Consider the following 26,376-nt stretch of genomic DNA (forward strand, 5'->3'; position numbering starts at 1 on the left):
TCAGACCAGCAAGGCGAGGATCGAAAGCAGCGCCGCCGTCGTGGCTGCATTGAGCGCCATGCCGAGGCTGGCCAGCGCGCCTGCAGTCGAATCGACCTGGAAGGCCCGCGCCGCGCCGATGCCATGGGCAGCAACGCCGACGGCAAATCCGCGCGCCCGGTAATCGCGCACCTTGAGCAGGTTGAGCAGCGGTGTGGCGAACATCGCGCCGATCACGCCCGCGAACAGCACGATCACGGCAGCAAGCGCAGGGACGCCGCCCAATTGCCCGGCTATGGCCATCGCAACCGGTGTGGTGGTCGCGCGCGGAGCGATGGAGGCGAGGACCTCGCGCGGCGCACCGAACAGGGCGAGGATGCCCACGGCGCTGACGATGGAGGTGATCGCGCCCGCGCCGAGGGCGAGGACGATCGGCACGGCCAAACGGCGAATTCGCGCGCGCTGCGCCCAGATCGGCACGGCAAAGCCGACGACTGCGGGGCCGAGCAGGAAGCTGATCGGGAAGGTGGCCTGCTGATAGGTCTCGTAAGGGGTGCCGGTCCACAGCAGCAGCGCGATCAGGACCGGGGTCGACCACAGGACCGGGTGGAGCAGCGGGTGCCGGCCGGACCGCTTCGAGACGGTGTCGGTTGCTTCGAAAACACCCAGCGTCACGGCAAGCCAGAACAGCGATGTCGTCAGCAAGTCGGTCATGCGGCGGTGTCCGCTTCGGTATCGACGGGGTCGTAGGGGCCGAAGCGGTTCAGCGCCCAGCGAAAGACGAGCGCCGTCACGGCCATCGTCAGGACGGTCGAGACCACCGTCGCCACGACGAGACCGACCCCGTCCGCCTTGAGGGCAGCGCCTTCGTCGATCAGTCCGACCGCAGCGGGCACGAACATCACCGCGAGGTGCGCGGTCAGCCAGCCGGTCACCACTGTCAGGGTCGGACGTTCGCGCGGGACCAGGGCGAGCCAGGCAATAAGCAGGATCATGCCGATCACTGAGCCGGGCAGCGCGAGTCCGGTCAGGCGGTGGACGATCTCTCCCAGAAGCTGGCAGGCGATCAGCAGGAATATCGTGCGCAACATGGGTAGCGGCAGTCCTTCGCGGTTTGCGCTGTAGAACAGCGCATTGCGCTGCGTTGCAATGGCCTTTTTGGTCGCTCCCCGTGCCGCTCGCGAAACGGTTCCGATGATTGCCTCCATTGACCGCGGCGCACTTGCCTGCCAGTGGCGCGCGCCATGACGGCTTACAAATCCGGCGATCCCACGACTCTCAACCGCCTCTATGGCCGCGCCAAGGGCAAGCCCCTGCGTGCGGGGCAACAGGCGCTGGTCGATAACCTGCTGCCGCAGATCGCGGTTCCTGCCGAAGGACCGGTCACGGCCGAGCGCCTGTTCGGAGAAGACTGCCCGCTCCATTTCGAGATCGGTTTCGGCGGCGGCGAACATTTGGCAAATCGCGCCGACATGCTGCCCGGCCACGGCTTCATCGGTGCCGAACCGTTCCTCAACGGGGTGGCCCAGGCGCTGCTGCACGTCAGCGGTGACAATGGCGCGCATCCCCCGATCCCAAATGTGCGCATCCACCATGGCGATGCGCTGGAGGTTCTCTCGCGCATTCCCGACGGGACGCTTTCGTTCCTCTACCTGCTGCATCCCGATCCCTGGCCCAAGGCCCGGCACGCCAAGCGGCGGATGATGAACGACGGACCGGTCGACATGTTCGCGGCCAAGCTAAAGCCCGGCGGCGAGTTCCGCTTCGGCACCGACCATGCCGTGTACCTGCGCCATGCGCTGATGGTCATGCAGCGCCATACCGACCAGTTCGAATGGCTTTGCGACAAGCCCGGCGACTTCCAGAGCCGTCCCGGCGGCTGGCCCGAAACCCGTTACGAGGCCAAGGCCCGCAACGTCTATGGCCACGAGGTCTGGTACTTCCGCTACCGCCGCAAGTAGGCCCGGTTCGCGACCGGTTGCCATCGCCGCAAACGAAAAAGGCCCCGACGGCGATCGCCATCGGGGCCTTTTCGTGTCCGGCCTGCGCCGGCTGCGCCGGCTGCGTCAGCCGACGATGCCGGCCGCCGCCAGAACCGCCGACGTCAGCACGTCCGGGGCGATAGCGGTCATCGGCACGATCTGGACGGGCAGTTCCATGCCCAGCAGCATCGGACCCACGGCGGTCGTTCCGCCGATCTCGCGCAGCAGCTTGGCCGAGATGTTGGCCGACTGCAGTCCCGGCATGATCAGCACGTTCGCCGGCGCGGTGAGGCGGCAGAAGGGATAGAGCGCCATGATCTTCGGATTGAGCGCGGCATCGGGGGCCATGTCGCCGTCATACTCGAAGCCGGGCTGTTCCTGGTCGAGGATGTGGACGGCATCGCGGATCGTGTCGAGCCAGCGACCGGCGGGGTTGCCGAAGGTCGAGTAGCTGAGGAAGGCAACGCGCGGTTCGTGGCCCAGGCGCCGGGCGACAGCTGCGGTTTCCTTGGCGATGACCGCCAGTTCCTCGGCGTTCGGGCGCTCGTTGATGGTCGTGTCGGCAAGGAACAGCGTCTGGTTCTTGCCCACCATCATGTGGATGCCGAAGGGCAGCTTGTCCTCGGCCGTGTCGAGCACGCGGCGCACGTCCTTCATCGACTGCGCGAAGGGCCGGGTCATGCCGGTGATCATCGCATCGCCGATGCCCAGCTTGAGCAGGCAGGCCGAGAAGATGTTGCGGTCGGTGTTGACCATGCGCTGCACGTCGCGCTGCAGGAAGCCGCGACGCTTGAGGCGCTCGTAGAGCATCTCGACCATCGGCGCGACATGCTGCGAGACCATCGAGTTCTCGATCTGGTAGCTTTCCGGATCGGCAACGCCGAGTTCGGCCATCTTGTCGAGCACGTGCTGGGTGCGGCCGACCAGGATCGGTTCACCATAGCCGAATTCGCGGTACTGGATCGCGGCGCGCAGCACGACTTCGTTCTCGCCCTCGGCGAAGATCATGCGCTTGGGGTTCGCCTTGACCTGAGCATAGACTTGGCTGAGCACCGAAGTGGTCGGGTTGAGGCGGCCCTTCAGTTCCTGGCGATAGGCGTCGAAGTCGGCGATGTCGCGGCGGGCGACGCCCGATTCCATCGCCGCCTTGGCAACGGCCGAGGGAACGACTTCCATCAGGCGCGGGTCGAACGGCGCGGGGATGATGTACTCAAGGCCGAACTGCTGGGTTTCGCCGTAGGCAGCGGCCACTTCCTCGGGCACCTGCTCACGGGCCAGCTCGGCAATCGCGTGGGCCGCGGCGATCTTCATTTCCTCGTTGATCGCCGTCGCATGGACATCGAGCGCGCCGCGGAAGATGAAGGGGAAGCCCAGTACGTTGTTGACCTGGTTCGGATAGTCCGAGCGGCCGGTCGCGACGATCGCGTCGGGACGCACTGCCTTGACTTCGGGCGGGGTGATTTCCGGGTCCGGGTTGGCCATGGCGAAGATGATCGGCTGATCGGCCATTGTCTTGATCATGTCCTGCGTGACCGCGCCCTTGGCCGAGAGGCCGAGGAACACGTCGGCGCCGACGATGGCTTCGGCCAGCGTGCGCTTGTCGGTCATGACGGCATGGGCCGACTTGAACTGGTCGACCCGCTCGCGGCCGGGATAGATCACGCCGCGCGTATCGCAGACCAGCACGTTTTCGTGGCGCACGCCCATCGACTTGATCAGCGAAGTGCAGGCCAGCGCCGAAGCGCCGGCGCCGTTCACCACGACCTTGATCTCATCGAGCTTGCGACCGGTCAGGTGGCAGGCGTTGATCAGGCCGGCAGCGGCGATGATCGCGGTGCCGTGCTGGTCGTCGTGCATGACCGGGATGTTCATGCGCTCGCGCAGGGCCTGTTCGATCAGGAAGCACTCGGGCGCCTTGATGTCTTCCAGGTTGATGCCGCCGAAGCTCGGCTCCATCATCGCGATGGCTTCGATCAGCGCTTCCGGATCTTCGCTGTTGAGCTCGATGTCGATGGAATCGACGTCGGCGAAGCGCTTGAAGAGGACGGCCTTGCCTTCCATCACCGGCTTCGATGCCAGCGCGCCCAGGTTGCCCATCCCCAGGATCGCGGTGCCGTTGGAAATGACGGCAACCAGGTTGCCCTTCGCGGTATAATCGTATGCGGTCTGCGGGTCGTCGGCGATGGCCTGCACCGGTACGGCGACGCCGGGGGAGTAGGCGAGACTCAGGTCGCGCTGCGTCGCCATCGGTTTCGAGGCGATGATCTCGATCTTACCCGGACGGATCGTCTGGTGATAGAAGAGCGCCTCGCGCTCGGTGAATTGAACCCTGCTTTTTTCAGACAAAGCGCACCTCCAGCTTTCGCCCGGACCCCTAACGGATGTTTCCGTCACGCGATAGGGGAAAGCAGCCCTGGTCACGCTTCACAACCACCGAAGCAGGGCGCTAACGCTTTTGGCCATGAGTTCCGGCGCAACCCCAATGATGGCCCAGTATCTCACCTTGCGCGAGGTCGCGGGCGATTGCCTGTTGTTCTATCGCATGGGGGACTTCTTCGAACTGTTCTTCGAGGATGCCAAGAAGGCCTCGCAGATACTCGATATCGCGCTGACGACGCGCGGTGAGCACCACGGCGCGCCGATCCCGATGTGCGGCGTACCGGTCCATTCGGCCGAGAGCTACCTCGCCCGCCTGATCAAGGCCGGCTGCCGCGTCGCCATCGCCGAGCAGACCGAGACGCCCGCCGAGGCCAAGAAGCGTGGCGGATCGAAGGCACTGGTAGCCCGCGATATCGTCCGCTTCGTCACCGCCGGCACCCTGACCGAGGAAGCCCTGCTCGAACCGCGGCGCGCCAACGTGCTGGCGGCGGCCTGCGAGGTGCGCGGTACGGTGGGCATCGCCGCCTGTGACATTTCCACCGGCCGCATGGAACTGGAAGAGTGCGCGCCCGAGCGTCTCGGTGCCGCACTGGCGCGGCTGGGCGCAAGCGAACTGGTGGTGCCCGACGGTTGGGAACTGGCGCCCGACGAAGCCATTGCCCGCTCGGGCCACGAGTTCTCCTCGGAAGGTGGGGAAGAGCGGCTCAAGATCATCCACGGCGTTGCCACGCTGGATGGCTTCGGCAGCTTCACGCGGCCCATGCTGGCTGCGGCAGGCGGGCTCATCGCCTACCTCGATCATGTCGGGCGCGGCGCGCTGCCGCTGCTGCTGCCGCCCGAGGCGCGCTCGGGCGAAGCGGCGCTGGCCATGGACGAGGCGACGCGGGCGAGCCTCGAAATCCTCGAATCGACGCAGGGTGGGCGCAAGGGCAGCCTGATCGACGCCGTCGACCGCTGCGTGACCGGTGCCGGTGCGCGCCAGCTTGCCGACGACCTGTCCGCCCCGCTGACCGATCGCCATGCCATTGCCGAGCGGCTCGAACTGGTCGAATGGCTGCACGACGATGCCATGCTGCGCGAGGACCTGCGCTCCGCCCTGCGCGCGTTGCCCGATGTCGGCCGCGCACTCGGGCGCGTGGTTGCCGGGCGCGGTAGCCCGCGAGACCTGGGACAGCTGCGCGACGGTTTGTCCGGTGCACGTGCAATCGGTGCGCGACTGGGCGAGCGCGACGCGCTTCCCGGCCTGCTCGAACGCCTGTTGCCTGACCTTGGCGGGCATGGGGAACTGGTAGACCATTTTGCTCGAGCGCTCGTCGCCTCGCCGCCGACCGAACGCGGTCAGGGCGGCTACATCGCCGAAGGTTACGACGCCGCGCTCGATGAATTGCGCGTGACCTCGGGCAATGCCCGGCGCGCGATCGCCGCGCTCGAGGCGAAGTACCGGGACGAAACCGGCGTCACCGCGCTCAAGATCAAGCACAACAACGTGCTGGGCTACTTCATCGAAGTGCCTGCACGCCACGCGGACAAGCTGATGGAGGCGGACAGCGGCTTCTCGCACCGCCAGACTATGGCCGGGGCGATGCGCTTCAATGCCCTCGCGCTGCATGAGGAAGCGAGCCGTATCACCGAGGCGGGCGCCCATGCCCTCGCGGCCGAGGAAGCCCATTTCGAGGAACTGGTCGCCACGGCTGTGTCGGCGCGGCACCGGATCGCGAAAACCGCTGCCGCGCTGGCCCGCATCGACGTTGCGGCGGGGCAGGCCGAACGTGCGGCCGAGGGCGGCTGGGCCCGTCCGGAAGTGGTCGACGCGACCTGCCTCGAGATCGAGGGCGGCCGCCATCCGGTGGTCGAGGCGGCGTTGGCGATGCAGGGCGAACGCTTCGTGGCGAACGACTGCCGGCTGGGCACGCATGACCGCCTGTGGTTGATCGGTGGCCCCAACATGGGCGGTAAGTCGACGTTCCTGCGCCAGAACGCGCTGATCGTCCTGCTGGCGCAGGCGGGCGGCTTCGTTCCCGCTGCCGCGGCCCGGATCGGCATGGTCGATCGCCTGTTCAGCCGGGTCGGTGCTTCGGACAACCTCGCACGCGGCCGCTCGACCTTCATGGTCGAGATGGTCGAGACTGCCGCGATTCTCGCACAGGCGACCGACCGCAGCTTCGTTATCCTCGACGAAGTGGGGCGCGGGACTTCCACCTATGACGGCCTCGCACTGGCCTGGGCGGTGGCCGAGGCCGTTCACGAAACCAACCGCTGCCGCTGCCTTTTCGCTACGCACTATCATGAGCTGGCGCGACTGGCGGAGACCTGCGAGGCGCTTTCGCTTCACCATGTCCGCGCGCGCGAATGGAAGGGCGACCTCGTCCTGCTTCACGAACTGGCCGACGGTCCTGCCGACCGCAGCTACGGCCTTGCCGTGGCGCGTCTGGCCGGGGTGCCGCCCAAGGTCATCAGCCGCGCCAAGTCGGTTCTCGAGAAGCTGGAGAAAGGGCGGGCCGAGACCGGCGGGCTGGCAGCAGGTCTGGGCGAACTGCCGCTCTTCGCAGCCGCGCAGGATCACCGTGAAGAACAGTGCGATACCTTGCGCGACAAGCTGCGCGATATGGACGTGGATGCCCTGAGCCCGCGCGATGCGCTGGAGGTGCTCTACGACCTGAAGCGCGAGGCGGGCACCGAAACTTAACTTCGGCGGCTTATGCTGTCGCCATGATGTTCGGGCCGAAAATCTCCACCGTCTTCAGGAGCCGCTGGAATGCGCTGCTCTGGGCGGCTGGAATTCTGGCGACTGCCTATTGCACGGTGCCCGCGGCCGACCAGGCAGCGCAAAGCGAAAAGGCCAAGGTCGCCGCGAGCAAGGCCGAACATCGCAATCCCTGGGCCAAGGATACGACTGCCGCGCAGTGAGGCCGCCTGCAGGCGTCATGATCGTCCCGGGCCTGCCCGGAGGATGGAGCCTTCGGCTCGTTGCTCAGCTGTCGTCGTTGCCGAATTCCGCGTCGGCCACGCCTGCACGGCCATACCGGTTCTCCAGGTCGTCCATCGTCTCCTCGCCGCGATAGGCAGACATGTCGATGGTCCCGCTGGTGTCCATCTGCTTCATGTGGTCGACAAGGTCGGGCATGTCGGCAGGGTTGAGGCTGTTGGACAGCTTTTCGCTCTGGCCGAGGCCAAGTACCGGAAGCGAACGGTTCATCGCTCCTTCGGCTACCGACTGCGCCTGGGTTTCGGCGTCGGCCTGTTCGGCATTGATCGTCTCGGGGGCGAGATCGTCGGGACGTTGGGTCATCGTGAAATCTCCTTCTCCGGAGTAACGGCCGGGGCGGGGGGAGCGTTCCACGAAAAACGACCCCGCCTCTGTAGAGACGGGGGCGTTATCGAATGGCGTATCCGGCGCGCGATCAGCGCGAGGGCACCGGCTTCTCGCCCGAATAGTCATAGAAGCCCTTGCCGGACTTGCGGCCGTACCAGCCTGCCTCGACGTATTTCTGCAGCAGCGGGGCAGGGCGGTACTTGGGATCGCCGGTGGTCGCGTGGAACACCTTCATGATCTCGTAGAGCGTGTCGAGACCGACGAAGTCGGCGAGAGTCAGCGGACCCATGGGATGGTTGAGGCCGATCCTGCAGCCCGCGTCGATGTCCTCGACCGAGCCGAGGCCCTCTCCGAGCACGAAGATCGCCTCATTGATCATGGGGCACAGGATGCGGTTGACGACGAAGCCCGGCGCGTCGCCGGCAAGAACCACGGTCTTGCCCAGCTTCTCGCCGAAAGCCTGCATGCGATCGGTGGTGTCCTGCGAGGTGGCAAGGCCGGGGATCACCTCGACGAGACCCATGACCGGGACCGGGTTGAAGAAGTGCAGGCCGCAGAAGCGGGTCGGGTCGGGCGACTGCGCCGCCATGCGGGTGATCGGGATCGAACTGGTGTTGGAGGCCATGATCGCGCCGTCCTTCAGCACCTTACCGGCGGCTTCGAAGATCTTGGCCTTGATGTCTTCGCGCTCGGTCGCGGCCTCGATGATGAGGTCGCAGTCCGACATCGCGGCATAGTCGGCAACCGGGGTGATGCGCGCCAGCAGGGCGTCGGCGTCCGCCTGCGTCATCTTCTCCTTGGCGACGAGCCGGGACAGGCCCTTGGCGATGCCCGCCTTGCCCTTCTCGGCATTTTCGAGCGAAATGTCGGCAAGGATGACGTCCATGCCCTTGCTCGCAACGGTCTGGGCGATGCCCGAACCCATGATACCTGCACCGATGATACCGACTGACTGCACCGCATGTCTCCTCTGATGGTCCCAATTTGGCGGTTGCCTAGCGGGATTGTCGCTCAGAAGGAACCTAGTCTTGGGATTAGCCGCGCCTAGCGGTTCTGGCCGGGAACCCACAGCACGTCGTCGGCGCCGTTGGCGTTCACTGCCCGGGCAAGGACGAAGAGATAGTCGCTCAACCGGTTGATATAGGCCAGTGCCGCGGGGTTGGCAGGCTGCGCCGATGCGAGCGCGGTGGCCCGGCGCTCTGCCGCTCTGGCCGATGCACGCGCGATGTGGACCCGCGCTGCGGCTTCGCTGCCGCCGGGCAGGATGAAGCTCTTCAGCGGAGCGATATTTTCGTTGATGGCGTCGATCTGCCGTTCGAGCCATTCGACTTGCGAAGGCACGATGCGCAGCGTCATCTCGTTGGGGGTGAAGTCTTCCCCGGGGGTGGCAAGGTCGGCGCCCAGGTCGAACAGGTCGTTCTGGATCCGGGTCAGAACCGAGGCATGCGGCGTATCGCCCAGGGCGCATACGGCAAGGCCGATGGCGCAGTTGGCTTCGTCCACCGCGCCGATCGCTTCCATGCGCGCCGCATGCTTGGGCAGCCGCGACCCGTCGGCGAGGCCGGTAGTGCCGTCATCGCCGGTGCGGGTGTAGATCCGGTTGAGCCTGACCAAGGTCTTCGGACGGTTCTTAGCGCGCCATCGCCAGCAGCAGGGCGCAGACGAGGACCGCGGCCGCCTGGTACTTGATGCGGTTGAACATCATCTTGTTCTGCAACAGCTGGTTCGGTGTCGCTCCGACCGCGTCCGGGTCGCGGTTGAGGTCTTCCTTCGTGCTGTTGATGAACGCGACGATGCCGCGCACCAGGCTGACGACGACCATGATCATCAGCACGATGATGATGGGGACAAGAATATAGCTCATGACTCGCTATCTAGGCCTGCGGAGAGCGAAATACCAGCAGGGAACCTGTGGGCGCGCAAGGCATCGGCCAGGGCGCGGCCATCTTCGCCCGCCCGTCGGCGGTCACCCAGCGACGGCGATCCGCGCCGCTTGGCAAGCTTCCTGCCGTCGGGCTCGACCAGCAGGGCATGGTGGTGCCAGGACGGAACCTTCAGTCCCAGCAGCGCCTGCAGCAAGCGGTGGACGTGGCTCGCCGCGAACAGGTCCGCGCCGCGCGTGACGAGCGTGATGCCGTCCGCCGCATCGTCGAGCGTGGCGGCGAGGTGATAGCTCGCGGGCAGGTCCTTGCGCAGCAGGACGACGTCGCCGAACCTTTCGGGCCGTGCTTCCTGCGCGCCCGCCGGTTCGTCGATCCAGGTGAGCGGGCCGGCCAACGCGCTGGCCCGGGCCATGTCGATCCGCCAGGCCGCGCCGTGCGGATCCACCGCGCGGGAACGGCAGGTCCCGGGATAGATCGGGCCGTCCGGCCCAACATCCGTGGCGGCGGCTGCGATCTCGGCCCGGGTGCAGCGGCACGGATAGAGCAGGCCCATGCGCCTGAGCGCCTCGCCGGCCTCAGAATAGCGATCGAGTCGACGGGACTGGTACACGACCTCGCCGTCCCACGGCAGCCCGAGCCATTCGAGGTCGCGGAAGAACTCGTCGACGAATTCGGGGCGGCTGCGGGCACCGTCGATGTCCTCGATCCGCAGCAGGAATTCGCCGCCCCTTTCGCGCGCAAGGTCATGGGCGACCACGGCGGCAAAGGCGTGGCCCAGATGGAGTGGGCCGTTGGGACTGGGGGCAAAGCGCGTGCGGACCATTGCGCAGGATGTCCTAGCCGGATTGGCGTGCGCGACAAGGTGCGTTCGCAAGCTGTGGATTGTCGATTATACTGCAGTGCACGCAGGCTTGACGGCGACTCGCGCAAATGCTGGATTACCGGCATGCGCTGCCATCAAACCGTAATGACGGCCTGCGACAGGAGGCCATGCTCAAGTCGGAGCTGATCGAGCGCGCGGCCCGGTTCCGCAGCGCGGAGGAAGATCCCTCCCGAAGTCTTTCAGACTGCCCTGCGCTGGTCCTCAATGCGGATTACACTCCGCTCTCCTACTACCCCCTGAGCCTCTGGCCCTGGCAGACCGCGATCAAGGCGGTCGTGCTGGAAAGGGTCGATATCGTCAGCAGTTACGACCGCGCGGTGCACAGTCCGAGCTGGACGATGCAGATCCCCTCGGTGATCGCGCTGCGGCAATATGTGAAGCCTTCGGAGTTTCCGGCCTTCACCCGATTCAACCTGTTTCTGCGCGATCGTTTCAGCTGTCAGTATTGCGGCAGTCCGCATAACCTGACTTTCGATCACGTGATCCCGCGCCGGCTGGGCGGCCGGACAAGCTGGGAAAACATCCTCACCGCCTGCGCGCCGTGCAACCTCAAGAAGGGCGGCCGCACCCCCAAGCAGGCGAACATGCCGCCGCTGGTCCAGCCGATCCGGCCGACGAGCTGGCAGTTGCAGGAACGGGGCAAGGGCTTCCCGCCCAATTACCTGCACGAAACCTGGCGGGACTGGCTCTACTGGGACATCGAACTGGAAGAGTAGGGGCTTGCGCGCCGCGGGCGCAGCATCAACCCATCTTCTTGAGCAGCCACCCGAAATTGCCGCCGCCGCGCGATACGAGGCCCTGCACGACGAGCTGCTGGGTCGCCTGCGGGCGACCGTGGCCGTCGACCCACAGCGAATCCTCGATCGAGACATCGCCGCCGCCGCTGCGGAACTGCCAGTAGCTGCCGTCGGGCAGCGCGAGACCCGCGCCCTGTCCGTCCTCGGTGAGGGCAACGTCGACCTCGTGGCCGAGGTGGAAGCGCAGTGCGTAGCCGACCTTGCCCCGCTTTCCCTTGCGACCCGAGGGCAGGAGCAGGTCTTCGCCGCGCAGTTCCGTCCCGTCGTCGCGCAGGATCAGGATGCGGCGGTGAGTCAGGCCATAGCGCGCGGCATAGCCGTTGTGGCTGGCTTCGAGCCGGGTGGCGTTGGAGCCGTTCTCGTTCTGCAGTGTCTTGCGGTCGATATCGACCTGGCTGACGCCCGATCCGATCATGCCGTTGATCAGGATCGCGGTGGAATTGGCGTCGTCGATGGTCAGGGTCGAATGCGCTGCCGTCGCGCGCAGGCCCTGTTCGAGCCGGACCGGCACCAGCCCGCCGCCGCTGGCAGCGCCGCCGCAGTTGACGATCAGGCGGTGGCCGCCGTGCGACATTTCGAAAGCGAGGGTCGAGGCGCAGCCGTAGCGGGCGTGGCTCGGCATCGGCGGTGGCGCGGTGTCGAACAGCAGGATGGTCTTCTGCGCGACGGCGCGCTGGTAGCCCCACTGGCGCACGTCGCGCAAAGGACGGGTCCTTACGCCGCTGGCGGCGACCAGAGCGCTGACGTCATCGCCGTTGATCGCCCAGGCCCCCTGCCAGCTTCCCAGCGAACCGTCGCCATGGGTCAGCGCGAGCAGCGGAGGCACGAGCATTTCGATCACCCGCTCGATCGCCTCGGGCGGATCGCGCCGGGTGGCCTGATAGCAATTGCGCAGGCGCACCAGCAGCGCGATCGCTTCCATCTGCGCCAGCGGGCTGCGCGAAAGCACGCCGCCATCGTCGCCCATCAGTTCGCCCAGCGCACGGATCAGGCCGGCTTCGCCATAGAGGCGACGCGGACGCCCGTCCGGGAGGAGCAGACCGGCGGCGATCACTGCGCACCAGCCGGCCACTTCGGCAAGGCCGTCCTCGGCGTGGTGGACCTGCCGGTCGAGCCAGCGCGCGGTCTCGTTGATGTGGCGCAGGGTACGCAGGCGCAGGGCCTTCTCGCCCGAGAGGATCAGCGGCGCATGAACCAGCCAGTTCATCAGCCGCATGCCGGTATGGCCGACATTCCACGCAGGCCCCTTGCCGGGCTTGGCCGGTGGCTTGGGGTTGGCCTGGAGCCATGACGTCAGGATCCGCTCGGCTACCGGAACGCCCTGTTCGCGCGGCGCGCAGGCTTCGAGATCGGTCAGCCACGAAAAGCTGTGAACCACCGCTTCCAGCGGCGGGGAGACCCGCGCGGCGCCATGGAAATCGACTTGCGCGATCGGCGTCTTGGCTCCGTGGACGAGGAAATGCCCCGCGCGCAGGGCCGTGCCGGCGACGCGGCTGCCCGGTACGGTATTGTTTACGGTAGCCAGCAGGCGCGTCTTCGACTTCTTGCCCATCGGCGCGGTCAGCATCGTGCCGGGTACGCCGAGGCGATAGGCGAAGCGGATCAGGCGTTCACCCGCCCCCACGGCCGGCGGCGAGAAGTCGACGAGCGCGAGGGCGCGCCCCGGCTCGATCTGCTCACCGGTCGCCACGGGCGCTTCCTCGCGCAGCTGGGGGGCAGGCGTTGTGTCCACCGTCTTGTCCTCGACACGCACTTCGGTTGCTTCAGCCAGTGGAATGGCCCGGTCTTCGTCCGGGTTCCAGGTTTGCGAACCGTTGTGCGTGTCCAGTGTCACCGTGTCAGTCCGTGTTGTCCGGGGCGAGCCCCTTCAGCGTCCGGATGTTGGACGCATATTGCGCGGGCCCGCCGCGGAAGGTGGCGGAACCCGCTACCAGCACGTCGGCGCCTGCCGAGACGCACAGCGGGGCCGTATTCGCATCGACCCCGCCATCGACTTCGAGACGGATGTCGCGGCCCGACTTGTCGATCATCTTGCGCACCGCCTCGATCTTGCGAAGCTGGCTGGAGATGAAGCTCTGGCCACCGAATCCGGGATTGACGCTCATCACCAGGACGAGGTCGATCTCGTCGATCAGGTAGTCGAGCATCTTGGCCGGTGTTGCCGGGTTGAGCGAGATGCCGGCTTTCTTGCCGAGGTTCTTGATCGTCTGCACCGTGCGGTGGACGTGGGGGCCTGCCTCGGGGTGGACGGTGATGATGTCCGCGCCGGCATCGGCGAAGGCCTCGAGGTAGCTGTCAACCGGTGAGATCATCAGGTGGACGTCGAAGGTCTTGGCGGTGTGCGGGCGAAGCGCCTTCACCACGGCCGGACCGATGGTGATGTTGGGCACGAAGTGGCCGTCCATCACGTCGACGTGGATCCAGTCGGCACCCGCTTCGTCAATGGCGCGCACTTCCTCGCCCAGGCGCGAAAAGTCTGCGGACAGGATCGAGGGCGAGATCAGGGGGGCAGTCATGGGGGAAATCGAGGCTCCTTAGCTAACGAGGAATAAAGCACCAGATATTGTGCGGACAAGGACGAGGAAGCCCGTTTTCCACACGCGATATTGGGTCAAGGCCCGAATAGGGACAGTTGCCGCGATGCGAAATGGGAACTTCGCGCTGCAAGGCGGATTTTTCTTCGCGAAGCGTCCTGAAAGAAACTGCCGCCTGTCTGGGGGCTTGCAGGACAATTCAGTTCGCATTCACGGCGGTTAGGCCAAATTGGCCCCAAGAAAAGGTGGAGATGACATCGCCTTGCTCTTGCGGCAATACCACCGCGAATGGAGCGAAATCAGTCCACTACATGGAAGCGGAAATGAACACGACCTTCCCGAAGGGTTCGATCGGAATGAAGAAACGACTGACTGCCGGATTCGGCGCTCTCGCTGCGATCGGGCTGGCGACGGCTTCGCCCGCCATCGCGCAATATCGCAGTGAAATTCACAACGACATGAGCCGTTGTACTGTCGGTTCCGGCCCGGCGGTCATGGTAACCGTCGATGGCGTCAAGGCGTCGCAGGGCAAGTTGCGCATCCAGAGCTACCGGGCCAATTCGTCGGAATGGCTGGCGAAGGGCAAGTGGCTTTCGCGCATAGAAGTTCCGGCCAAGGCGGGGACGATGACCTTCTGCCTGCCCGTGCCGGACGCGGGCACTTACGGCATTGCCGTGCGCCACGACCTTAACGGCAACGGCAAGACCGACATCATGAGCGATGGCGGCGGCATGTCGAACAACCCGTCGATCAACATCTTCAACCTCGGCAAGCCGAGCTACACCAAGGTCGGCGTTCCCGTCGGCGACAATGTGAAGTCGATCCGGATCGAGATGAAATACATGTGATCGACGTGGCTGCGTTGCCGCAGTCTCTCAGAGCCCTCCCTGATCCGCACGACGGAACGGGGAGGACTTCCAAGCTTATCGCTCCACCGTCCGCGAAGCCATGATTGCCCTGGCATCCGCGAGGTCGGCCGGCTTGTCGACGTCGACCGCGGCCAGTCCGTCGCGCGCGGCAACGAGCCGGGCCTCGATGCCGACCCGGCGGCCCATTCGCGCAATGGCCGCCGCCAGCGTCAGCCGCCCCAGCGCATAATTCACGAGCATTGCGATGCCCAGCTTCGCGGCGATCCGCCATGGCCGCTTGCGATCCGCCTCCACCATCTTCCAGGTCCGGATCGCGGCGCTGGCCTTGTCGTGGGCGAGCAGGAACAGGTTGCAACCCGACCACCAGCCATCGGCAAAGCGCAAGTAGGTGCGCTTGCTGCCGGGCATGGCCCGCTCGATCGCCTCGCGCCGGGCCAGCAGGATGGCGACGTCGGCATTGCCGGGCGTGTCGGCGAGGAAATCCGAAACCCACTCCGCGCGCAGCAGGGCATGATCGGATGTCGTGACCAGCATGGGCGCGCCCAGCTGCGCGAAACCGGCTTCGACGCTGGCGCTCGGTCCGGCAGCGGCAGGAACCGCCTCACAGCCCAGTTCGGAGGCAAGCGCGATTACCTGCGCATCGTTCGTCGCCACGGCCAGGCGCGCGATGCCCGCACCCCGCAGCGCGGAGACGACATGGGCGAGCATCGGCTTGCCGTCGATCTCGACAAGGGCCTTGTGGCTCACGCCTTCGGCGCTTGCCACCGGGTCTGGCACGCCGGGTCGCGATCCGGCCAGAATCAGGGCTGATACAGGGGCTTGGGTTATGCTCACGCGGCTTCTTTGGCGTTGGCGGCTTTCTTCGCGCGCCAGACCTGCCAGAGCACGCCGGGGGCTGCAAGCACCGGATGACGCTCACGCCAGGGAGTCAGTGCGACATGCACGCCGGTGTGGCGTTCGATCTTCCACGCGGCATAGCGCGCCGCGCCGTCGAATGTGGTCGATGCCTTGAGCAGGCGCATGAAGTTGTAAGGCTTGCCCAGCCGCTGCCGTTTTTTCCACCAGGCGAGCAGGCGCGCGCGCCGCGCCGGGCTCAGTTCAGGGCGGATGATGCTGTCGGCCCTGCGGGCGAAGTCGATCCGCTCGGCCACGAGAGCCAGTGGCAGCAGGCCGTCGAAATGGGTGCGGTTGGCCGAGAGGATGGAATCCTCGCGCCCGGCCTTTTCGACGCGGAATTCCGCAGCGTAAGTCGCGCGAAACAGTGCGCGCCAGTAGTCTTCGGGCGTGCCGGTTTCAGGGCCGAGGGCAACTGCGAGCCTGGCAGCGGTCTGCGCCGCCCGGGCGATGGCCTCGGCGATGACCGTGCCGGCGGCTTCATCGCGCTGCCATGCCAGGGCGCTGGGCTGGACGAAGCGCGCCCAGATCGTCGTGTCGAGCAATTCGCCCGACGCGGCGGCGCGGAACGTCTCCAGGGCCATCGTCGCCACCTTGGCGCGCAGCGTGATGCCGCCGTGGTCCCATTCGTGATAGCTGACGCGCGGCCAGATCTTCTCGACCTGCGCTCCTGCCGTCAGGACGTAGAAGTCGAGTACGCCTTCCAGCGATCCGGTCCTGAGGTTGGAGCCGTAGAACAGTACACCCAGCGCGCCGGCTTCTTTCGCAAGACGTTCGGCAAAGGCACGCACTTCGGGCTCGACGGGCCGGTTGAGGGCAGCCGTCACGCGTCCAGCGAGATCCTCGCTCATGGCTCAGAAGCTCACGGGACGACGAAGGTTAGCTGCGGGCCTTCGTCGAGGATGTAGCGGCCGGCGGGGAAAGCCTCGCCGTCGAGGATGAACGATCCGCCGAGGTCGATGCCGACATCGCTGGCGCAGAAGCGGTGCACGCCTGCGCGCTTGAGGAAGCGTCCATAAAAGCCGAAGAGCATTGCCGGGACCAGCATCATCACCCAGCGTACCGGCCAGTCGACCACGGCCAGTTTCAAGCCCGGGGGCACGTTTTTGCCGAAGGGGCGCGCGCCGAGCGGGAACTTCTCGAAGGTCGTCGCGAAGGTCATGAAGCGCTCATCGTCGCGGCCCGGGCCCGTGCGCGGCAGTGGGCGTCCGGTAAAACGGTCGACGAGGCGGGTCGGGGTGCAGGCGCGCCAAGGGTTGCCGGCGCCGCCGAACAGCGACTGGATGACCGCCCAGAGGATCGAGAGGCCGACGGCGAAGCTGTTGAAGGCACCGCGGCGATGCGCTTCCTGCCCGGCTTCGGTCGCCAGCGCGAAGGTTCCGGTACCGAAGATGAAGCCCTGGATGCAGCCGCCCGAGCCATCGGCCGGTGCAACGCGCAGCGGGCGACGGGTCACGGTATTGCCGTTTTGCGCTGCAGCAAGTGCTTCGGCCAGCGACCAGTGATTGGGCAGGCCGAGGTCGACGGTCAGCGCGTTGGTCTTGCCTTTCGGCAGGATCATCAGCGTCGGCCAGTCGTTCCCGAAAATGTCGGCGCCGCACGTCAGGACGTCACGCACCGTGCCGTCGCCGCCGTCGACCACAAGATAGTCTACGCCGCGACGCGCAAATTCGGCCAGGGTGTGGTGAAGCTCCTCGCGGGTGCAGGGCGTCTCGGTGAGGATGTTGGAGCAATCGGCCATTTCCGGCGCGATGCCCTTGTTGCGGTGGCTGCGCGGATTCCGGACAATCCCGACCAGCGGAACGGCGCGTCCACGGCGGACACGCGACCCGGGGCGCGAGAGGCTTTCGCTTCCCCGCTTGCCGAAGCTCGGCAGTGATTCAAACTCGTAAATCGATCCGTACACGGGCGCCTATGTAGTGACACCCGAGCCGAAAATCACCATGAAACATGGTTTGACACAGGAAAGTTACACTTCTGTGGCGCGGGTGCATCGGCGCAGATGCAAGAACTCCGCCGGTGACCCCGGCGATTGCCAGCCCCCGCGGCCTCGACTACGGCAGGACTCCATGGTGGAAAATTCGCAAGTGGTGCCGGTCGTGACGATCGGCGAAAATCCCGTAAAATTGTGGGGGCTGGACGTCTCCGAGCGCGTGGCCCGGATCGCACGGGCCTCCAGGTTCACCCCTGCCGACACGGTGCCGGATGGACCGGCGATCCTGTCTGCGGCTGCTTTCGCCTGGGACCCGGCGTGGTTTCGGCATATCGTCAACCGACCGGGCATGGTGCTTACCCTGGGAGGCGTTCCGGCGCTCGCACATGCTGCGGATGCGAACCAGGCGCGCCGAATCGCCGAGGCGATGACCGCCGGAGTGGCATTGGACCAGACCGAAGGCATGACCGTCGTCGCCTTCGAGACGGGTCCGACGATCGAGAACAAGCAGCTTCGCAAGCGCGAGACGCCGTTCCTGCTGCCGCTGCGCAAGGACACTGTCCGTCAGTTGGAGCGCGCCAGCTATTTCGGCGCCTACAAGGGCGTGACCGACCTGCTGACCAAGTATCTCTGGCCGGAATGGGCACTGGTGCTGACCCGCATCTGCGCCCGGCTGCACATAACCCCGAACATGGTAACGTTTGTCGGCGCGGTGTTCTGCGTGATCGCAACTGTCCTGTTCGCGCAAGGTCATTACTGGGCGGGCATGGCGACGGGCCTCGTGTTCATGGTGCTCGATACCGTGGACGGCAAGCTGGCCCGGTGTACGATCACTTCTTCCTACTGGGGGAACATCTTCGACCACGGCATGGACCTCGTCCATCCGCCGTTCTGGTGGTGGTTCTGGGCTACCGGCCTTGCCGCTTGGGGCCTTGCCTATGACACGGCGACCTTCTGGTGGGTGCAGGGCGCGATCCAGGGCGGCTACGTCGTCCAGCGCCTGATCGAAGGCGGGTTCATGCGCCAGAACGGCATGATGCACATCCACGTGTGGCGCCGTTTCGACAGCCGGTTCCGCCTGATCACTGCGCGCCGCAACCCCAACATGGTGATCCTGTTCGTCTCCATGCTCTTCGCACGGCCCGACCTCGGCCTGATGGCCGTGGCGTGGTGGACGGTGCTGTCCTGCCTGATTCACGCGGTCAGGCTGGTGCAGGCATGGAATGTGCGCGCCAGGGGCGGTACGATCACCTCTTGGCTTTCGGAGGACTGACGATGAATGTGACCATGGAGAAATTCGGCTGCCCGGCAACGCTGGTCGCCGAGTTCGACCACTGGGTCGTCCTTGCCCGCGCGGCGCAGCCGACGCTCGGTTCGCTGGTGCTGGCCGCCAAGTCCGAAGTCACCGCCTTCGGCGACCTGCCGACCGAGGCGCATGCCGAGCTAAAGCTGGCGACCGGTGCCATCGAGGCGGCGCTGGGCAAGGCGGTGGGTTATGCCAAGCTCAATTACCTGATGCTGATGATGGTCGACCCCAATGTCCATTTCCACGTGATCCCCCGTTACGAGGGAGCGCGTGAATGGCAGGGCCGCGAATTCGTCGACTGCGGCTGGCCGAAAGTGCCGGACCTCGGCCACGCCGTAGCGCTCGAAGGCGACGATCTCGCCGCGCTTGTGACCTGGCTCAAGGGCTTCTTCTAAGCCCTGTGTGGGGCAGAACGATCAGGCCCAGGTGTCGGTCAGCTTTGTCGCGATCTCGATGTCGTTGAGAAAGTCCACTTCTGCCCAGTCCAGGCCTTCGATCGAAACCGTGCCGACCTTCCCGGTCGGTGCGATCGAATCGATGACCTTGAGGTACCAGTGCTGCACGCCCTCTGGGGTGCGCATCGCCTGGCGGACGGTCTCGCGGAACAGCTCGGCGCCTTCGCCGCGGAAGGCGAGGAAGCCGATGGATTCGGAATTGGACTGCTTGGCGGTCAGCGTCTTGCCGATATGGACGAGACGGCCATCGGCTTCGCGTTCCACCTTCATGTCGTCGCTGTCGTAGCCATCGGGTTTGACGTCGACGGTCACGGCGACGGGCCAGGTCTTGCCGTCCTTGTCCGTCGCGCCCTGCTGCACGCGCTGGACGATCTCTTCGCAGATCAGCGTGTCGCCGTTGAGAATCAGGAAGTCGCCGCGCATCGCTTCGCGCGCGATCCAGCAGGACCCGAGGTTGTCCGCGACCTTGTAGAAGGGGTTGAACCGGATGGAGATTTCGACGCGCGGGTCTTCGATCGCCATGAGGTGCTCTTCGAGCATGTCGGTCATGAAGCCGGTCACGACGTCGATCCGCTTCACGCCGCCGCGGGCAAGCATTTCGATCTGCCATTCGATCAGCGACTTGCCGGAGAAGTCGATCAGGCACTTCGGACGCTCGGCAGTGAGCGGCAGCAGGCGCGAGCCCTGGCCGGCGCTGAGGAGGATGGCGTGTTCGATCATGGTTACAACCTGGCTTGCTGGCGCAAGCAGCGCCCTCTAGCCCCAAAGGGCGAAAATAGAAAGATGCGGGTCGGCTGCACCACGGCCTGCCTGATTTGCATCGCGCGAAACCTTGCAAGTGAAACGGTGCTCGTCCAAATGCACCCGTGATGTCCGCCAAACGCGACCGCCTCGAGAACGCTTCTCCCCTCCGGCGGATACTTCAGAACACGGCCTGGCTGCTCGGCGGCAAGGGATTCGGTGCCGTCTGCGGCCTCGCTTACCTTGCGATCCTGACGCGTACGCTCGGGTTGAAGGACTTCGGCCACTTTTCGCTGATCTTCGGAACGGCGCAGGCGCTGATAGCGATTGCGGGCTTCCAGACCTGGCGCGTCGTCGTGCGCTACGGCAGCGAACACATCCATGCCGAGGACTGGGGCAAATTCGGCCGTCTGGGCATGTTGTGCGGGATGCTGGACGCGGTGGGGGCGGTCATCGGTTGCGGACTCGCTGCCATCCTGATCTACGGCTTTTCCGGGGTACTCGAACTCAACCCGGCCTATATCGACATCGCCTTCTACTTCGCCTGTGGATCGCTTTGGGCGCTGGTTTCGGCCCCGACCGGGATCGTGCGTGCGCTGCACCGCTTCGACATGGCGGTCTATGTCGAAGCGGTCGTGCCGACAGGACGCCTCATCGCTGCGCTGGTGATCTGGGCGACCGGTCCAAGCGTGGGACGGTTCCTTTTTGCCTGGGCCGCCATCGATATCGTCGAGGCAATCCTTTACTGGGCCATGGCCCGGCGCCTGTGCCCGCAGGCCGTGCGCCTTTCAAACCTTGCCAAGTGGCGTCAGGCCTTCGCCGAAAACGAGGGCGTGGGCCATTTTTTCCTGGTGACCTATGCCGGGTCGTCGATCGAGGCGACCATGAAGAACGGTCCACTGCTGGCGGTGGGTGCCTTCGTCGGTACGCGCGCGGCCGGTCTCTACCGCCTCGCTTCCCAGTTGGCGCAGGCCCTGAGCAAGCTTTCGACGCTGCTGACACGCTCGGTCTATGCCGAAGTGGCCCGTGTGCGCGTCTCGACCGAATTTGCCGAGTTTCGCAAGCTGGCATTGCAGACCAGCCTCATTGCGGGAGGTGCCGGCCTCGTGGTGGTCGCGATCGCGCTGTTGATCGGGCGGCAATTGCTGGAGCTGATCGCCGGACCCGATTTCGAGCAGGGCGCGGCTATTCTCGTGCCTCTGGCCATCGCGGCCAGCTTCGATCTTGCCAGTGTCGCCTTCGAACCGGTCCTGCATTCGACCGGACGTGCGCGGCTTGCGCTGGTGGCAAGGCTTTTCGCCGTGGCGGGGCTTGGCATCGGGCTTTACCTGCTGCTCCCCATCGGGCCGGCGGGCGCGGCATGGGCCGTGGCGGTCGGCGGGGCGATGTCCTACCTTGCCATGGGCCTTATGGCGTGGCGCACCCTTCAGAAGTTGCGGCGGCACGAAATCGAACTGGTCGACAAGGAAGCCGGGTCGACAGGCGGGTGACCATGTCTATCATGGGGCGATGCCTCCCTGTGCCCTGATCGAAGAAGCTGCCCGCATTTCCGAACGCATTGAGTCGCTGCGCCGCGCGATTCATGCCGAACCCGAGATCGGGCTGCACACGCCCAGGACGCGCGACAAGATCCGCGAGGCGCTGGCGCACCTGCCGCTCGACTGGAAGCAAGGCGCTTCGACGACGGGCCTCGTCGCCACACTGAAGGGCGGGGCAGGGCCGGGCCGTTCGGTCCTGCTGCGCGGCGATATGGACGCTCTGCCGATGCCGGAGGAAACCGGCCTGGACTTTGCCTCCAAAGTGCCGGGCACGATGCACGCCTGCGGCCACGATGCCCATGTCGCGATGCTGGCCGGTGCGGTCGAGATCCTCTGCGCCCGGGCCGACAGTCTTGCGGGAGAGGTCCGTTTCATGTTCCAGCCCGGCGAGGAAGGCTATCACGGCGCGCGCTTCATGCTGGAGGACGGACTGTTGGGGGGCGAGGGCTTCGACCGGCCACTGCCCGACGCGGCCTTTGCCCTGCACGTCATGCCCAATGCGCCCCATGGCCTGATCGGCGGTCGCACCGGGCCCCTGCTGGCAGCGGCTGACCAGATCGAGATCGTGGTGACCGGGCGCGGCGGCCATGCCTCGATGCCGCATCAGACGCTCGACCCGGTCCCGGTCGCCTGCGAGATCGTCACCGCCATCCAGGCCATGGTCGCGCGAAAGTTCAACGTGTTCGATCCGGTGGTGGTGACGATCGCCAGGATCGATGCGGGAACCGCGCACAACGTCATCGCCGACCAAGCCCGCATGGTCGGCACGATGCGCACACTCTCGGCTGAAAACCGGGCGCGCCTCAAGCAAGACCTCGCCGTGCTGGCATCCGGCATCGCCAGAGCGCACGGCTTGTCGGCAAAGGTGAACACGGTGGAAGGCTTCCCCGTCACCGTCTGCCATGACGGGGCGGTCGGCTTTGGCGAAAGTGTCGCGCGCCGGATGTTCGGCGATCAGGCGTTCCTGCGTCTGCCCGATCCGATCATGGGGGCAGAGGACTTCGCCTATGTGCTGGAGAAAGTGCCCGGTGCGATGTTCTTTCTGGGCGTTGCGCATGAAGGGGCGGACTGGCAGCATTGCTGCGGTATCCACTCGACCAGAATGATCGTCGACGAATCCGTCATGCCACAAGGCGCAGCCTACCTTGCCGGGCTCGCCCGGGACTACCTCGATCGCGGGTTCGCCTGAGGCGAGCCGTACCGGAACCAGGCACATGACCAATCGCAGTGAGGAAACCGGCCAGTGGCTGTTCTGGGTCGACCGGGGCGGTACCTTTACCGATGTCGTGGCAAAGGCGCCCGACGGCCGCTTCGAACGCCTGAAGCTGCTTTCCGAAAGTCCCGGTTCCTACGACGATGCCGCGGTCGAGGCGATGCGCCGTCTGACCGGCGTGCGCGCGGGTGAACTGCCACCGGCGCAACTGCGGCTCGGCACCACGGTGGCGACGAACGCCCTGCTTGAACGCAAGGGAGAGCCGGTGCTGCTCGCCATCACGCGCGGCTTCGGCGATGCCCTGCGCATCGGTACGCAGGAGCGCCCGGACATCTTCGCAAGGCACATCGAACGGCCCGAACCGCTTCACGGCGCGGTGCTGGAGATCGACGAACGTGTCGGTGCGGACGGGACGATCCACCGCCCGCTCGATGAAGATGCTGCACGCGATCGATTGCAGCATTTCTTCGACCGGGGGCTGCGTGCCATCGCCATCGTGCTCATGCACGGTTATCGCCATGTCGCTCACGAGGCAGCGCTGGTGCGGATCGCGCGCGAGGTCGGTTTCACGCAAGTATCGGTCAGTCACGAGGTCGCCCCGCTGATCAAGCTCATCGCGCGCGGCGATACCTCGGTCGTCGATGCCTACCTTTCGCCGGTGCTCGACCGCTATGTCGCGGGGCTCGAAGCGGGGCTCGGCCCGCGGGTTGCCGCGCTTTACATGCAGTCGAGCGGAGGGCTGGCGACCGGCGCCGCATTTCGCGGCAAGGACGCTATCCTCTCCGGCCCGGCAGGCGGCATCGTCGGCATGGCGGCGATCGCGCGCGAGGCCGGTTTCGATCATGTCATCGGCTTCGACATGGGCGGGACCTCCACCGACGTTTCGCATTATGCCGGGCAGTATGAGCGCGACAGCGAGACGCGCGTCGCCGGGGTGCGCGTGCGAACGCCGATGATGCGGATCGAGACCGTTGCCGCGGGCGGCGGGTCGATCTGCCATTTCGACGGGGCGCGTTTCCTTGTCGGGCCCGAAAGCGCGGGCGCCGTACCGGGCCCGGCCTGTTACCGGCGCAGCGGCCCGCTGGCGGTGACCGACTGCAACCTCCTGCTCGGCAAGCTTCGCCCGCAGCATTTCCCCCACGTCTTCGGCCCCCGAGGCGACGAGCGGCTGTCACTCCATGCTGCGCAGCAAAAGATGGACGAAGTGCTGCAGCATGTGCGTGCCGCAACCGGCAGGGCCCTGTCGCGCGAAGAGGCAGCCGAAGGGTTCCTCGAGATCGCGGTCGCCAATATGGCAAATGCGATCAAGACCGTGTCCCTGCGCCGCGGTCACGACATGACGCGTGCGGCGCTCGTGACCTTTGGCGGGGCCGGAGGGCAACATGCCTGCAAGGTTGCCGATGCACTCGGCGTCGGGACGGTGCTGTGCCATCCGCTGGCAAGCGTGCTGTCCGCCTATGGCATGGGCCTTGCCGATCGGCGCATGCTGCACGAGCGGACGCTCGCACTGCCGCTCGAGGCGCGCAGCATGGACGAAATCGGACAAGCCGTTGCGGCGCTGGGTGGGCAGGCGCGCGACGATCTGGCGGCGCAGGGTGTCGCGGTCGATACCATCGCCATGGAGGCTACTCTCGCGGTACGGCCCAAGGGCAGCGATAATGCCATCGAGGTGGGCTTCGGCACGCTCGATGCCATGCGCGATGCATTCCGCGAAGGCTGGCTGCATCGCTTCGGCTTCGGGGCGGGCAGCGATCTGATTGCCGAGACACTGCGCGTCGAGGCGGTATCGGCCGCGCAGGACGCAGGCGGCGCGACGCTCGCCTTGCCGGACAGCTCCGGCCCTCCCGCCGAACAGGTCGACATCTTCACCGAGGGGGCGGTGCACCGCGTGCCGCTCTACTTGCGCGCCGATCTGGCCGAAGGTTTCGAGGCGGACGGTCCGCTGCTGGTGGTCGACGATGTCTCCACGACGGTGGTCGAACCCGGCTGGCGGGTGCGCGTCGACCCGTTCGGCAACCTGTTGCTCACCCGGGTCCGGGCGCTGCAGGTCGCGCAGGCGCAGTCCACGGCGTGCGATCCGGTGCGTCTGGAGATCATGGGCGCGCTGTTCATGGCGATCGCCGAGGAGATGGGCGCGGCGCTGCAGTTCAGCGCCAGCTCGGTCAATATCCGCGAGCGGCTCGATTTCTCCTGTGCCGTGTTCGACCGCTACGGCAGTCTCGTCGCCAATGCGCCGCACATGCCGGTGCACCTTGGCTCGATGGGCGAAAGCGTGCGCACGATCCTGGCGCGGCGGGGCGATGCGAAGGACGGGCGCGGACTGCTGCCGGGCGATGCCTATGTCCTCAATGCGCCTTACGATGGCGGCACCCATTTGCCCGACATCACCGTCGTCATGCCGGTCTTCGCGGAGGGTGACGATAGCGCACCGGCGTGGTTCGTCGCGGCGCGCGGGCACCATGCCGACGTCGGCGGGATCAGCCCGGGATCGATGCCGCCGCGCAGCCGTTCGCTGGACGATGAAGGCGTGCTGATCGACAACGTGCTGTTGGTCGATCGCGGGGAAATTCAGGAAGGAGCGATGCGCGCACTGCTGGCTTCGGGGCCGTACCCGTCGCGGGCCATAGACCAGAACATCGCCGACCTGCGCGCGCAGGTCGCCGCCTGCACGCGCGGCGCTTCGGAACTGCGCCGCATCGCCCGCGAGCAGGGACGCGAGTTCGTCGATGCCTACATGGCCCATGCGCAGGCCCATGCCGAAGATGCGGTCCGTTCGCTGATCGACAGACTGTCGGACGGCACCTTCCGCGTGCCGATGGACAACGGGGCGCAGATTTGCGTGGCGGTGAGCATCGATCGCCAGACGCGCGGCGCGACGATCGACTTCACCGGCACCAGCGACCAGCTTGCGGACAACTTCAACGCTCCGCTCCCGGTCGTGCGCGCGGCAGTGCTCTATGTCGTGCGCACGCTGATCGACGATGCGGTGCCGATGAACGAGGGCTGCCTGCGCCCGATCACGCTTATCGTGCCCGAAGGATCGATGCTGCACCCGCGCGCACCGGCTGCGGTCGTCGCCGGCAATGTCGAGACGAGCCAGGCGATCACCGATGCCCTGTTCGCCGCGCTGGGCGCGATGGCGGCGTCTCAGGGGACGATGAACAATTTCACCTTCGGCGACGCGCGGCGCCAGTACTACGAAACGATTGCCGGCGGTTCGGGGGCAGGCCCGGATTTCGACGGCACCAGCGTCGTCCAGACCCACATGACGAACAGCCGCCTGACCGATCCCGAAGTGCTCGAGACGAACTTCCCGGTGTTGCTGGAAGAGTTCTCGATCCGGCGCGGTTCGGGCGGGAAGGGACGGCACAAGGGCGGCGACGGGGCCACCCGCCGGTTGCGCTTCCTCGAGCCGATGCAGGCGGGCATCCTCGCCCAGCGACGCAAGGTCGCGCCCTTCGGCCTTGCCGGCGGTGAGGACGCAGCCCCCGGTCGTACCCGGCTGGAGCGTACTGACGGCACCATAGAGGATCTGGGTTCAACCGGCTCGGCGCGCCTCGAGGCCGGAGACGTCATCGTGATCGAGACGCCCGGCGGCGGCGGTTACGGCGAGCCGGATTGACCTTGCGGCAATCGCTGTCATGTCTGCAGTGGCGGCCCCGTGGACCGGCAGGCGC

24 protein-coding genes are annotated in these 26,376 nt (G+C 66.2%); 10 read left to right on the forward strand and 14 right to left on the reverse strand.

What is annotated here, in order from left to right:
- Together B5483_RS07665 and B5483_RS07670 are read right to left on the reverse strand one after the other, a co-directional pair.
- Complete coding sequence (locus B5483_RS07665) at positions 1–693, reverse strand: LrgB family protein (RefSeq protein WP_079729990.1); 693 nt, start codon at positions 691–693, stop codon at positions 1–3.
- Positions 690–1,187 carry a CidA/LrgA family protein gene (locus B5483_RS07670; RefSeq protein WP_245828884.1) on the reverse strand — a complete coding sequence of 166 codons (498 nt, stop codon included), beginning with the start codon at positions 1,185–1,187 and terminating at the stop codon, positions 690–692. The genes B5483_RS07665 and B5483_RS07670 overlap by 4 nt, the downstream gene beginning before the upstream one ends.
- Positions 1,188–1,223: 36 nt before the next feature.
- On the opposite strand from B5483_RS07670, the gene trmB reads away from it, so the two are divergent.
- Positions 1,224–1,940, forward strand: a complete 717-nt coding sequence (gene trmB, locus B5483_RS07675) for a tRNA (guanine(46)-N(7))-methyltransferase TrmB (RefSeq protein ID WP_079730329.1) — start codon at positions 1,224–1,226, stop codon at positions 1,938–1,940.
- 105 nt (positions 1,941–2,045) lie between these two features.
- Here the strand turns inward: trmB and B5483_RS07680 are convergent, their stop codons facing one another.
- Positions 2,046–4,307, reverse strand: a complete 2,262-nt coding sequence (locus B5483_RS07680) for an NADP-dependent malic enzyme (protein ID WP_054946545.1) — start codon at positions 4,305–4,307, stop codon at positions 2,046–2,048.
- 115 nt (positions 4,308–4,422) lie between these two features.
- On the opposite strand from B5483_RS07680, the gene mutS reads away from it, so the two are divergent.
- Together mutS and B5483_RS07690 are read left to right on the forward strand one after the other, a co-directional pair.
- Positions 4,423–7,026, forward strand: coding sequence for a DNA mismatch repair protein MutS (gene mutS, locus B5483_RS07685; RefSeq protein ID WP_176167977.1), 2,604 nt, complete (start codon positions 4,423–4,425; stop codon positions 7,024–7,026).
- Positions 7,027–7,052: 26 nt separating this feature from the next.
- Positions 7,053–7,247 (forward strand): hypothetical protein, encoded by a 195-nt coding sequence (locus B5483_RS07690; RefSeq protein WP_245828886.1) that lies wholly within the window; start codon positions 7,053–7,055, stop codon positions 7,245–7,247.
- Positions 7,248–7,311: 64 nt separating this feature from the next.
- Here B5483_RS07690 and B5483_RS07695 read toward each other — a convergent pair whose 3' ends face one another.
- The 5 genes from B5483_RS07695 to gluQRS all read right to left on the reverse strand — a co-directional run bounded on the left by B5483_RS07695 (position 7,312) and on the right by gluQRS (position 10,359).
- Entirely contained in the window at positions 7,312–7,629 is a 318-nt protein-coding gene (locus B5483_RS07695; protein ID WP_079729993.1) for a hypothetical protein, read from the reverse strand.
- Between the two features lie 112 nt (positions 7,630–7,741).
- Complete coding sequence (locus B5483_RS07700; protein ID WP_079729994.1) at positions 7,742–8,611, reverse strand: 3-hydroxyacyl-CoA dehydrogenase family protein; 870 nt, start codon at positions 8,609–8,611, stop codon at positions 7,742–7,744.
- Between the two features lie 86 nt (positions 8,612–8,697).
- Positions 8,698–9,267 (reverse strand): cob(I)yrinic acid a,c-diamide adenosyltransferase, encoded by a 570-nt coding sequence (locus B5483_RS07705; RefSeq protein WP_079729995.1) that lies wholly within the window; start codon positions 9,265–9,267, stop codon positions 8,698–8,700.
- Between the two features lie 16 nt (positions 9,268–9,283).
- Positions 9,284–9,517 (reverse strand): HIG1 domain-containing protein, encoded by a 234-nt coding sequence (locus tag B5483_RS07710; RefSeq protein WP_041558645.1) that lies wholly within the window; start codon positions 9,515–9,517, stop codon positions 9,284–9,286.
- Entirely contained in the window at positions 9,514–10,359 is an 846-nt protein-coding gene (gene gluQRS, locus B5483_RS07715; protein WP_054946551.1) for a tRNA glutamyl-Q(34) synthetase GluQRS, read from the reverse strand. The genes B5483_RS07710 and gluQRS overlap by 4 nt, the downstream gene beginning before the upstream one ends.
- A 167-nt stretch (positions 10,360–10,526) precedes the next feature.
- Between gluQRS and B5483_RS07720 the strand changes: the two genes are divergently transcribed.
- On the forward strand, positions 10,527–11,135 hold the full coding sequence (locus B5483_RS07720) for an HNH endonuclease (RefSeq protein WP_054946676.1): 609 nt from the start codon (positions 10,527–10,529) through the stop codon (positions 11,133–11,135).
- A 25-nt stretch (positions 11,136–11,160) separates the two neighbouring features.
- Here the strand turns inward: B5483_RS07720 and B5483_RS07725 are convergent, their stop codons facing one another.
- Positions 11,161–13,050, reverse strand: a complete 1,890-nt coding sequence (locus B5483_RS07725; protein ID WP_054946552.1) for a heparinase II/III family protein — start codon at positions 13,048–13,050, stop codon at positions 11,161–11,163.
- A 4-nt stretch (positions 13,051–13,054) separates the two neighbouring features.
- On the reverse strand, positions 13,055–13,732 hold the full coding sequence (gene rpe, locus B5483_RS07730) for a ribulose-phosphate 3-epimerase (protein WP_079729996.1): 678 nt from the start codon (positions 13,730–13,732) through the stop codon (positions 13,055–13,057).
- A gap of 341 nt (positions 13,733–14,073) precedes the next feature.
- Here rpe and B5483_RS07735 point away from each other — a divergent pair, with 341 nt between their 5' ends.
- Complete coding sequence (locus B5483_RS07735; RefSeq protein WP_369817913.1) at positions 14,074–14,598, forward strand: DUF2141 domain-containing protein; 525 nt, start codon at positions 14,074–14,076, stop codon at positions 14,596–14,598.
- Between the two features lie 75 nt (positions 14,599–14,673).
- On the opposite strand, the gene B5483_RS07740 is transcribed toward B5483_RS07735, so the two are convergent.
- From B5483_RS07740 to B5483_RS07750, 3 genes are read right to left on the reverse strand one after another with little or no spacing between them, the layout of a single operon-like run.
- Positions 14,674–15,453 (reverse strand): nucleotidyltransferase family protein, encoded by a 780-nt coding sequence (locus tag B5483_RS07740; protein ID WP_079729997.1) that lies wholly within the window; start codon positions 15,451–15,453, stop codon positions 14,674–14,676.
- Positions 15,450–16,364, reverse strand: coding sequence for a hypothetical protein (locus B5483_RS07745; RefSeq protein WP_079729998.1), 915 nt, complete (start codon positions 16,362–16,364; stop codon positions 15,450–15,452). Before B5483_RS07745 ends, B5483_RS07740 begins: the two co-directional genes overlap by 4 nt.
- An 11-nt stretch (positions 16,365–16,375) precedes the next feature.
- Entirely contained in the window at positions 16,376–17,419 is a 1,044-nt protein-coding gene (locus tag B5483_RS07750; protein WP_054946556.1) for a diacylglycerol/lipid kinase family protein, read from the reverse strand.
- Between the two features lie 163 nt (positions 17,420–17,582).
- On the opposite strand from B5483_RS07750, the gene B5483_RS07755 reads away from it, so the two are divergent.
- Positions 17,583–18,719, forward strand: coding sequence for a CDP-alcohol phosphatidyltransferase family protein (locus tag B5483_RS07755; RefSeq protein WP_054946557.1), 1,137 nt, complete (start codon positions 17,583–17,585; stop codon positions 18,717–18,719).
- Positions 18,720–18,721: 2 nt separating this feature from the next.
- Complete coding sequence (locus B5483_RS07760) at positions 18,722–19,147, forward strand: HIT family protein (RefSeq protein WP_054946558.1); 426 nt, start codon at positions 18,722–18,724, stop codon at positions 19,145–19,147.
- A 21-nt stretch (positions 19,148–19,168) separates the two neighbouring features.
- Here B5483_RS07760 and B5483_RS07765 read toward each other — a convergent pair whose 3' ends face one another.
- Positions 19,169–19,927: a phosphocholine cytidylyltransferase family protein gene (locus tag B5483_RS07765; RefSeq protein WP_079729999.1), complete on the reverse strand. Its 759-nt coding sequence runs from the start codon at positions 19,925–19,927 to the stop codon at positions 19,169–19,171.
- A gap of 149 nt (positions 19,928–20,076) precedes the next feature.
- Between B5483_RS07765 and B5483_RS07770 the strand changes: the two genes are divergently transcribed.
- The 3 genes from B5483_RS07770 to B5483_RS07780 are packed head-to-tail and all read left to right on the forward strand — an operon-like array spanning position 20,077 to position 26,321.
- Entirely contained in the window at positions 20,077–21,438 is a 1,362-nt protein-coding gene (locus B5483_RS07770; RefSeq protein ID WP_054946560.1) for a lipopolysaccharide biosynthesis protein, read from the forward strand.
- Positions 21,439–21,457: 19 nt separating this feature from the next.
- A complete protein-coding gene (locus B5483_RS07775) occupies positions 21,458–22,675 on the forward strand; it encodes a M20 metallopeptidase family protein (RefSeq protein ID WP_079730000.1) in 1,218 nt (405 codons plus the stop codon).
- Positions 22,676–22,700: 25 nt separating this feature from the next.
- A complete protein-coding gene (locus B5483_RS07780) occupies positions 22,701–26,321 on the forward strand; it encodes a hydantoinase B/oxoprolinase family protein (protein WP_079730330.1) in 3,621 nt (1,206 codons plus the stop codon).
- The last annotated feature ends 55 nt before the right edge of the window (positions 26,322–26,376 follow it).

Origin of the sequence: Novosphingobium mathurense (assembly GCF_900168325.1) — a bacterium.
In the GTDB taxonomy this organism is placed as follows: domain Bacteria; phylum Pseudomonadota; class Alphaproteobacteria; order Sphingomonadales; family Sphingomonadaceae; genus Novosphingobium; species Novosphingobium mathurense.

Coding starts and splice junctions, on each gene's coding strand:
- B5483_RS07780 (WP_079730330.1), top strand. CDS start 22,701: ATGACCAATCGCAGTGAGGAAACCGGCCAGTGGCTGTTCTGGGTCGAC.
- B5483_RS07775 (WP_079730000.1), top strand. CDS start 21,458: ATGCCTCCCTGTGCCCTGATCGAAGAAGCTGCCCGCATTTCCGAACGC.
- B5483_RS07765 (WP_079729999.1), bottom strand. CDS start 19,927: ATGATCGAACACGCCATCCTCCTCAGCGCCGGCCAGGGCTCGCGCCTG.
- trmB (WP_079730329.1), top strand. CDS start 1,224: ATGACGGCTTACAAATCCGGCGATCCCACGACTCTCAACCGCCTCTAT.
- gluQRS (WP_054946551.1), bottom strand. CDS start 10,359: ATGGTCCGCACGCGCTTTGCCCCCAGTCCCAACGGCCCACTCCATCTG.
- B5483_RS07710 (WP_041558645.1), bottom strand. CDS start 9,517: ATGAGCTATATTCTTGTCCCCATCATCATCGTGCTGATGATCATGGTC.
- B5483_RS07670 (WP_245828884.1), bottom strand. CDS start 1,187: ATGGAGGCAATCATCGGAACCGTTTCGCGAGCGGCACGGGGAGCGACC.
- rpe (WP_079729996.1), bottom strand. CDS start 13,732: ATGACTGCCCCCCTGATCTCGCCCTCGATCCTGTCCGCAGACTTTTCG.
- B5483_RS07745 (WP_079729998.1), bottom strand. CDS start 16,364: ATGAGCGAGGATCTCGCTGGACGCGTGACGGCTGCCCTCAACCGGCCC.
- B5483_RS07760 (WP_054946558.1), top strand. CDS start 18,722: ATGAATGTGACCATGGAGAAATTCGGCTGCCCGGCAACGCTGGTCGCC.
- B5483_RS07770 (WP_054946560.1), top strand. CDS start 20,077: ATGTCCGCCAAACGCGACCGCCTCGAGAACGCTTCTCCCCTCCGGCGG.
- B5483_RS07755 (WP_054946557.1), top strand. CDS start 17,583: ATGGTGGAAAATTCGCAAGTGGTGCCGGTCGTGACGATCGGCGAAAAT.
- B5483_RS07665 (WP_079729990.1), bottom strand. CDS start 693: ATGACCGACTTGCTGACGACATCGCTGTTCTGGCTTGCCGTGACGCTG.
- B5483_RS07735 (WP_369817913.1), top strand. CDS start 14,074: ATGAACACGACCTTCCCGAAGGGTTCGATCGGAATGAAGAAACGACTG.
- B5483_RS07695 (WP_079729993.1), bottom strand. CDS start 7,629: ATGACCCAACGTCCCGACGATCTCGCCCCCGAGACGATCAATGCCGAA.
- B5483_RS07720 (WP_054946676.1), top strand. CDS start 10,527: ATGCTCAAGTCGGAGCTGATCGAGCGCGCGGCCCGGTTCCGCAGCGCG.
- mutS (WP_176167977.1), top strand. CDS start 4,423: ATGAGTTCCGGCGCAACCCCAATGATGGCCCAGTATCTCACCTTGCGC.
- B5483_RS07690 (WP_245828886.1), top strand. CDS start 7,053: ATGTTCGGGCCGAAAATCTCCACCGTCTTCAGGAGCCGCTGGAATGCG.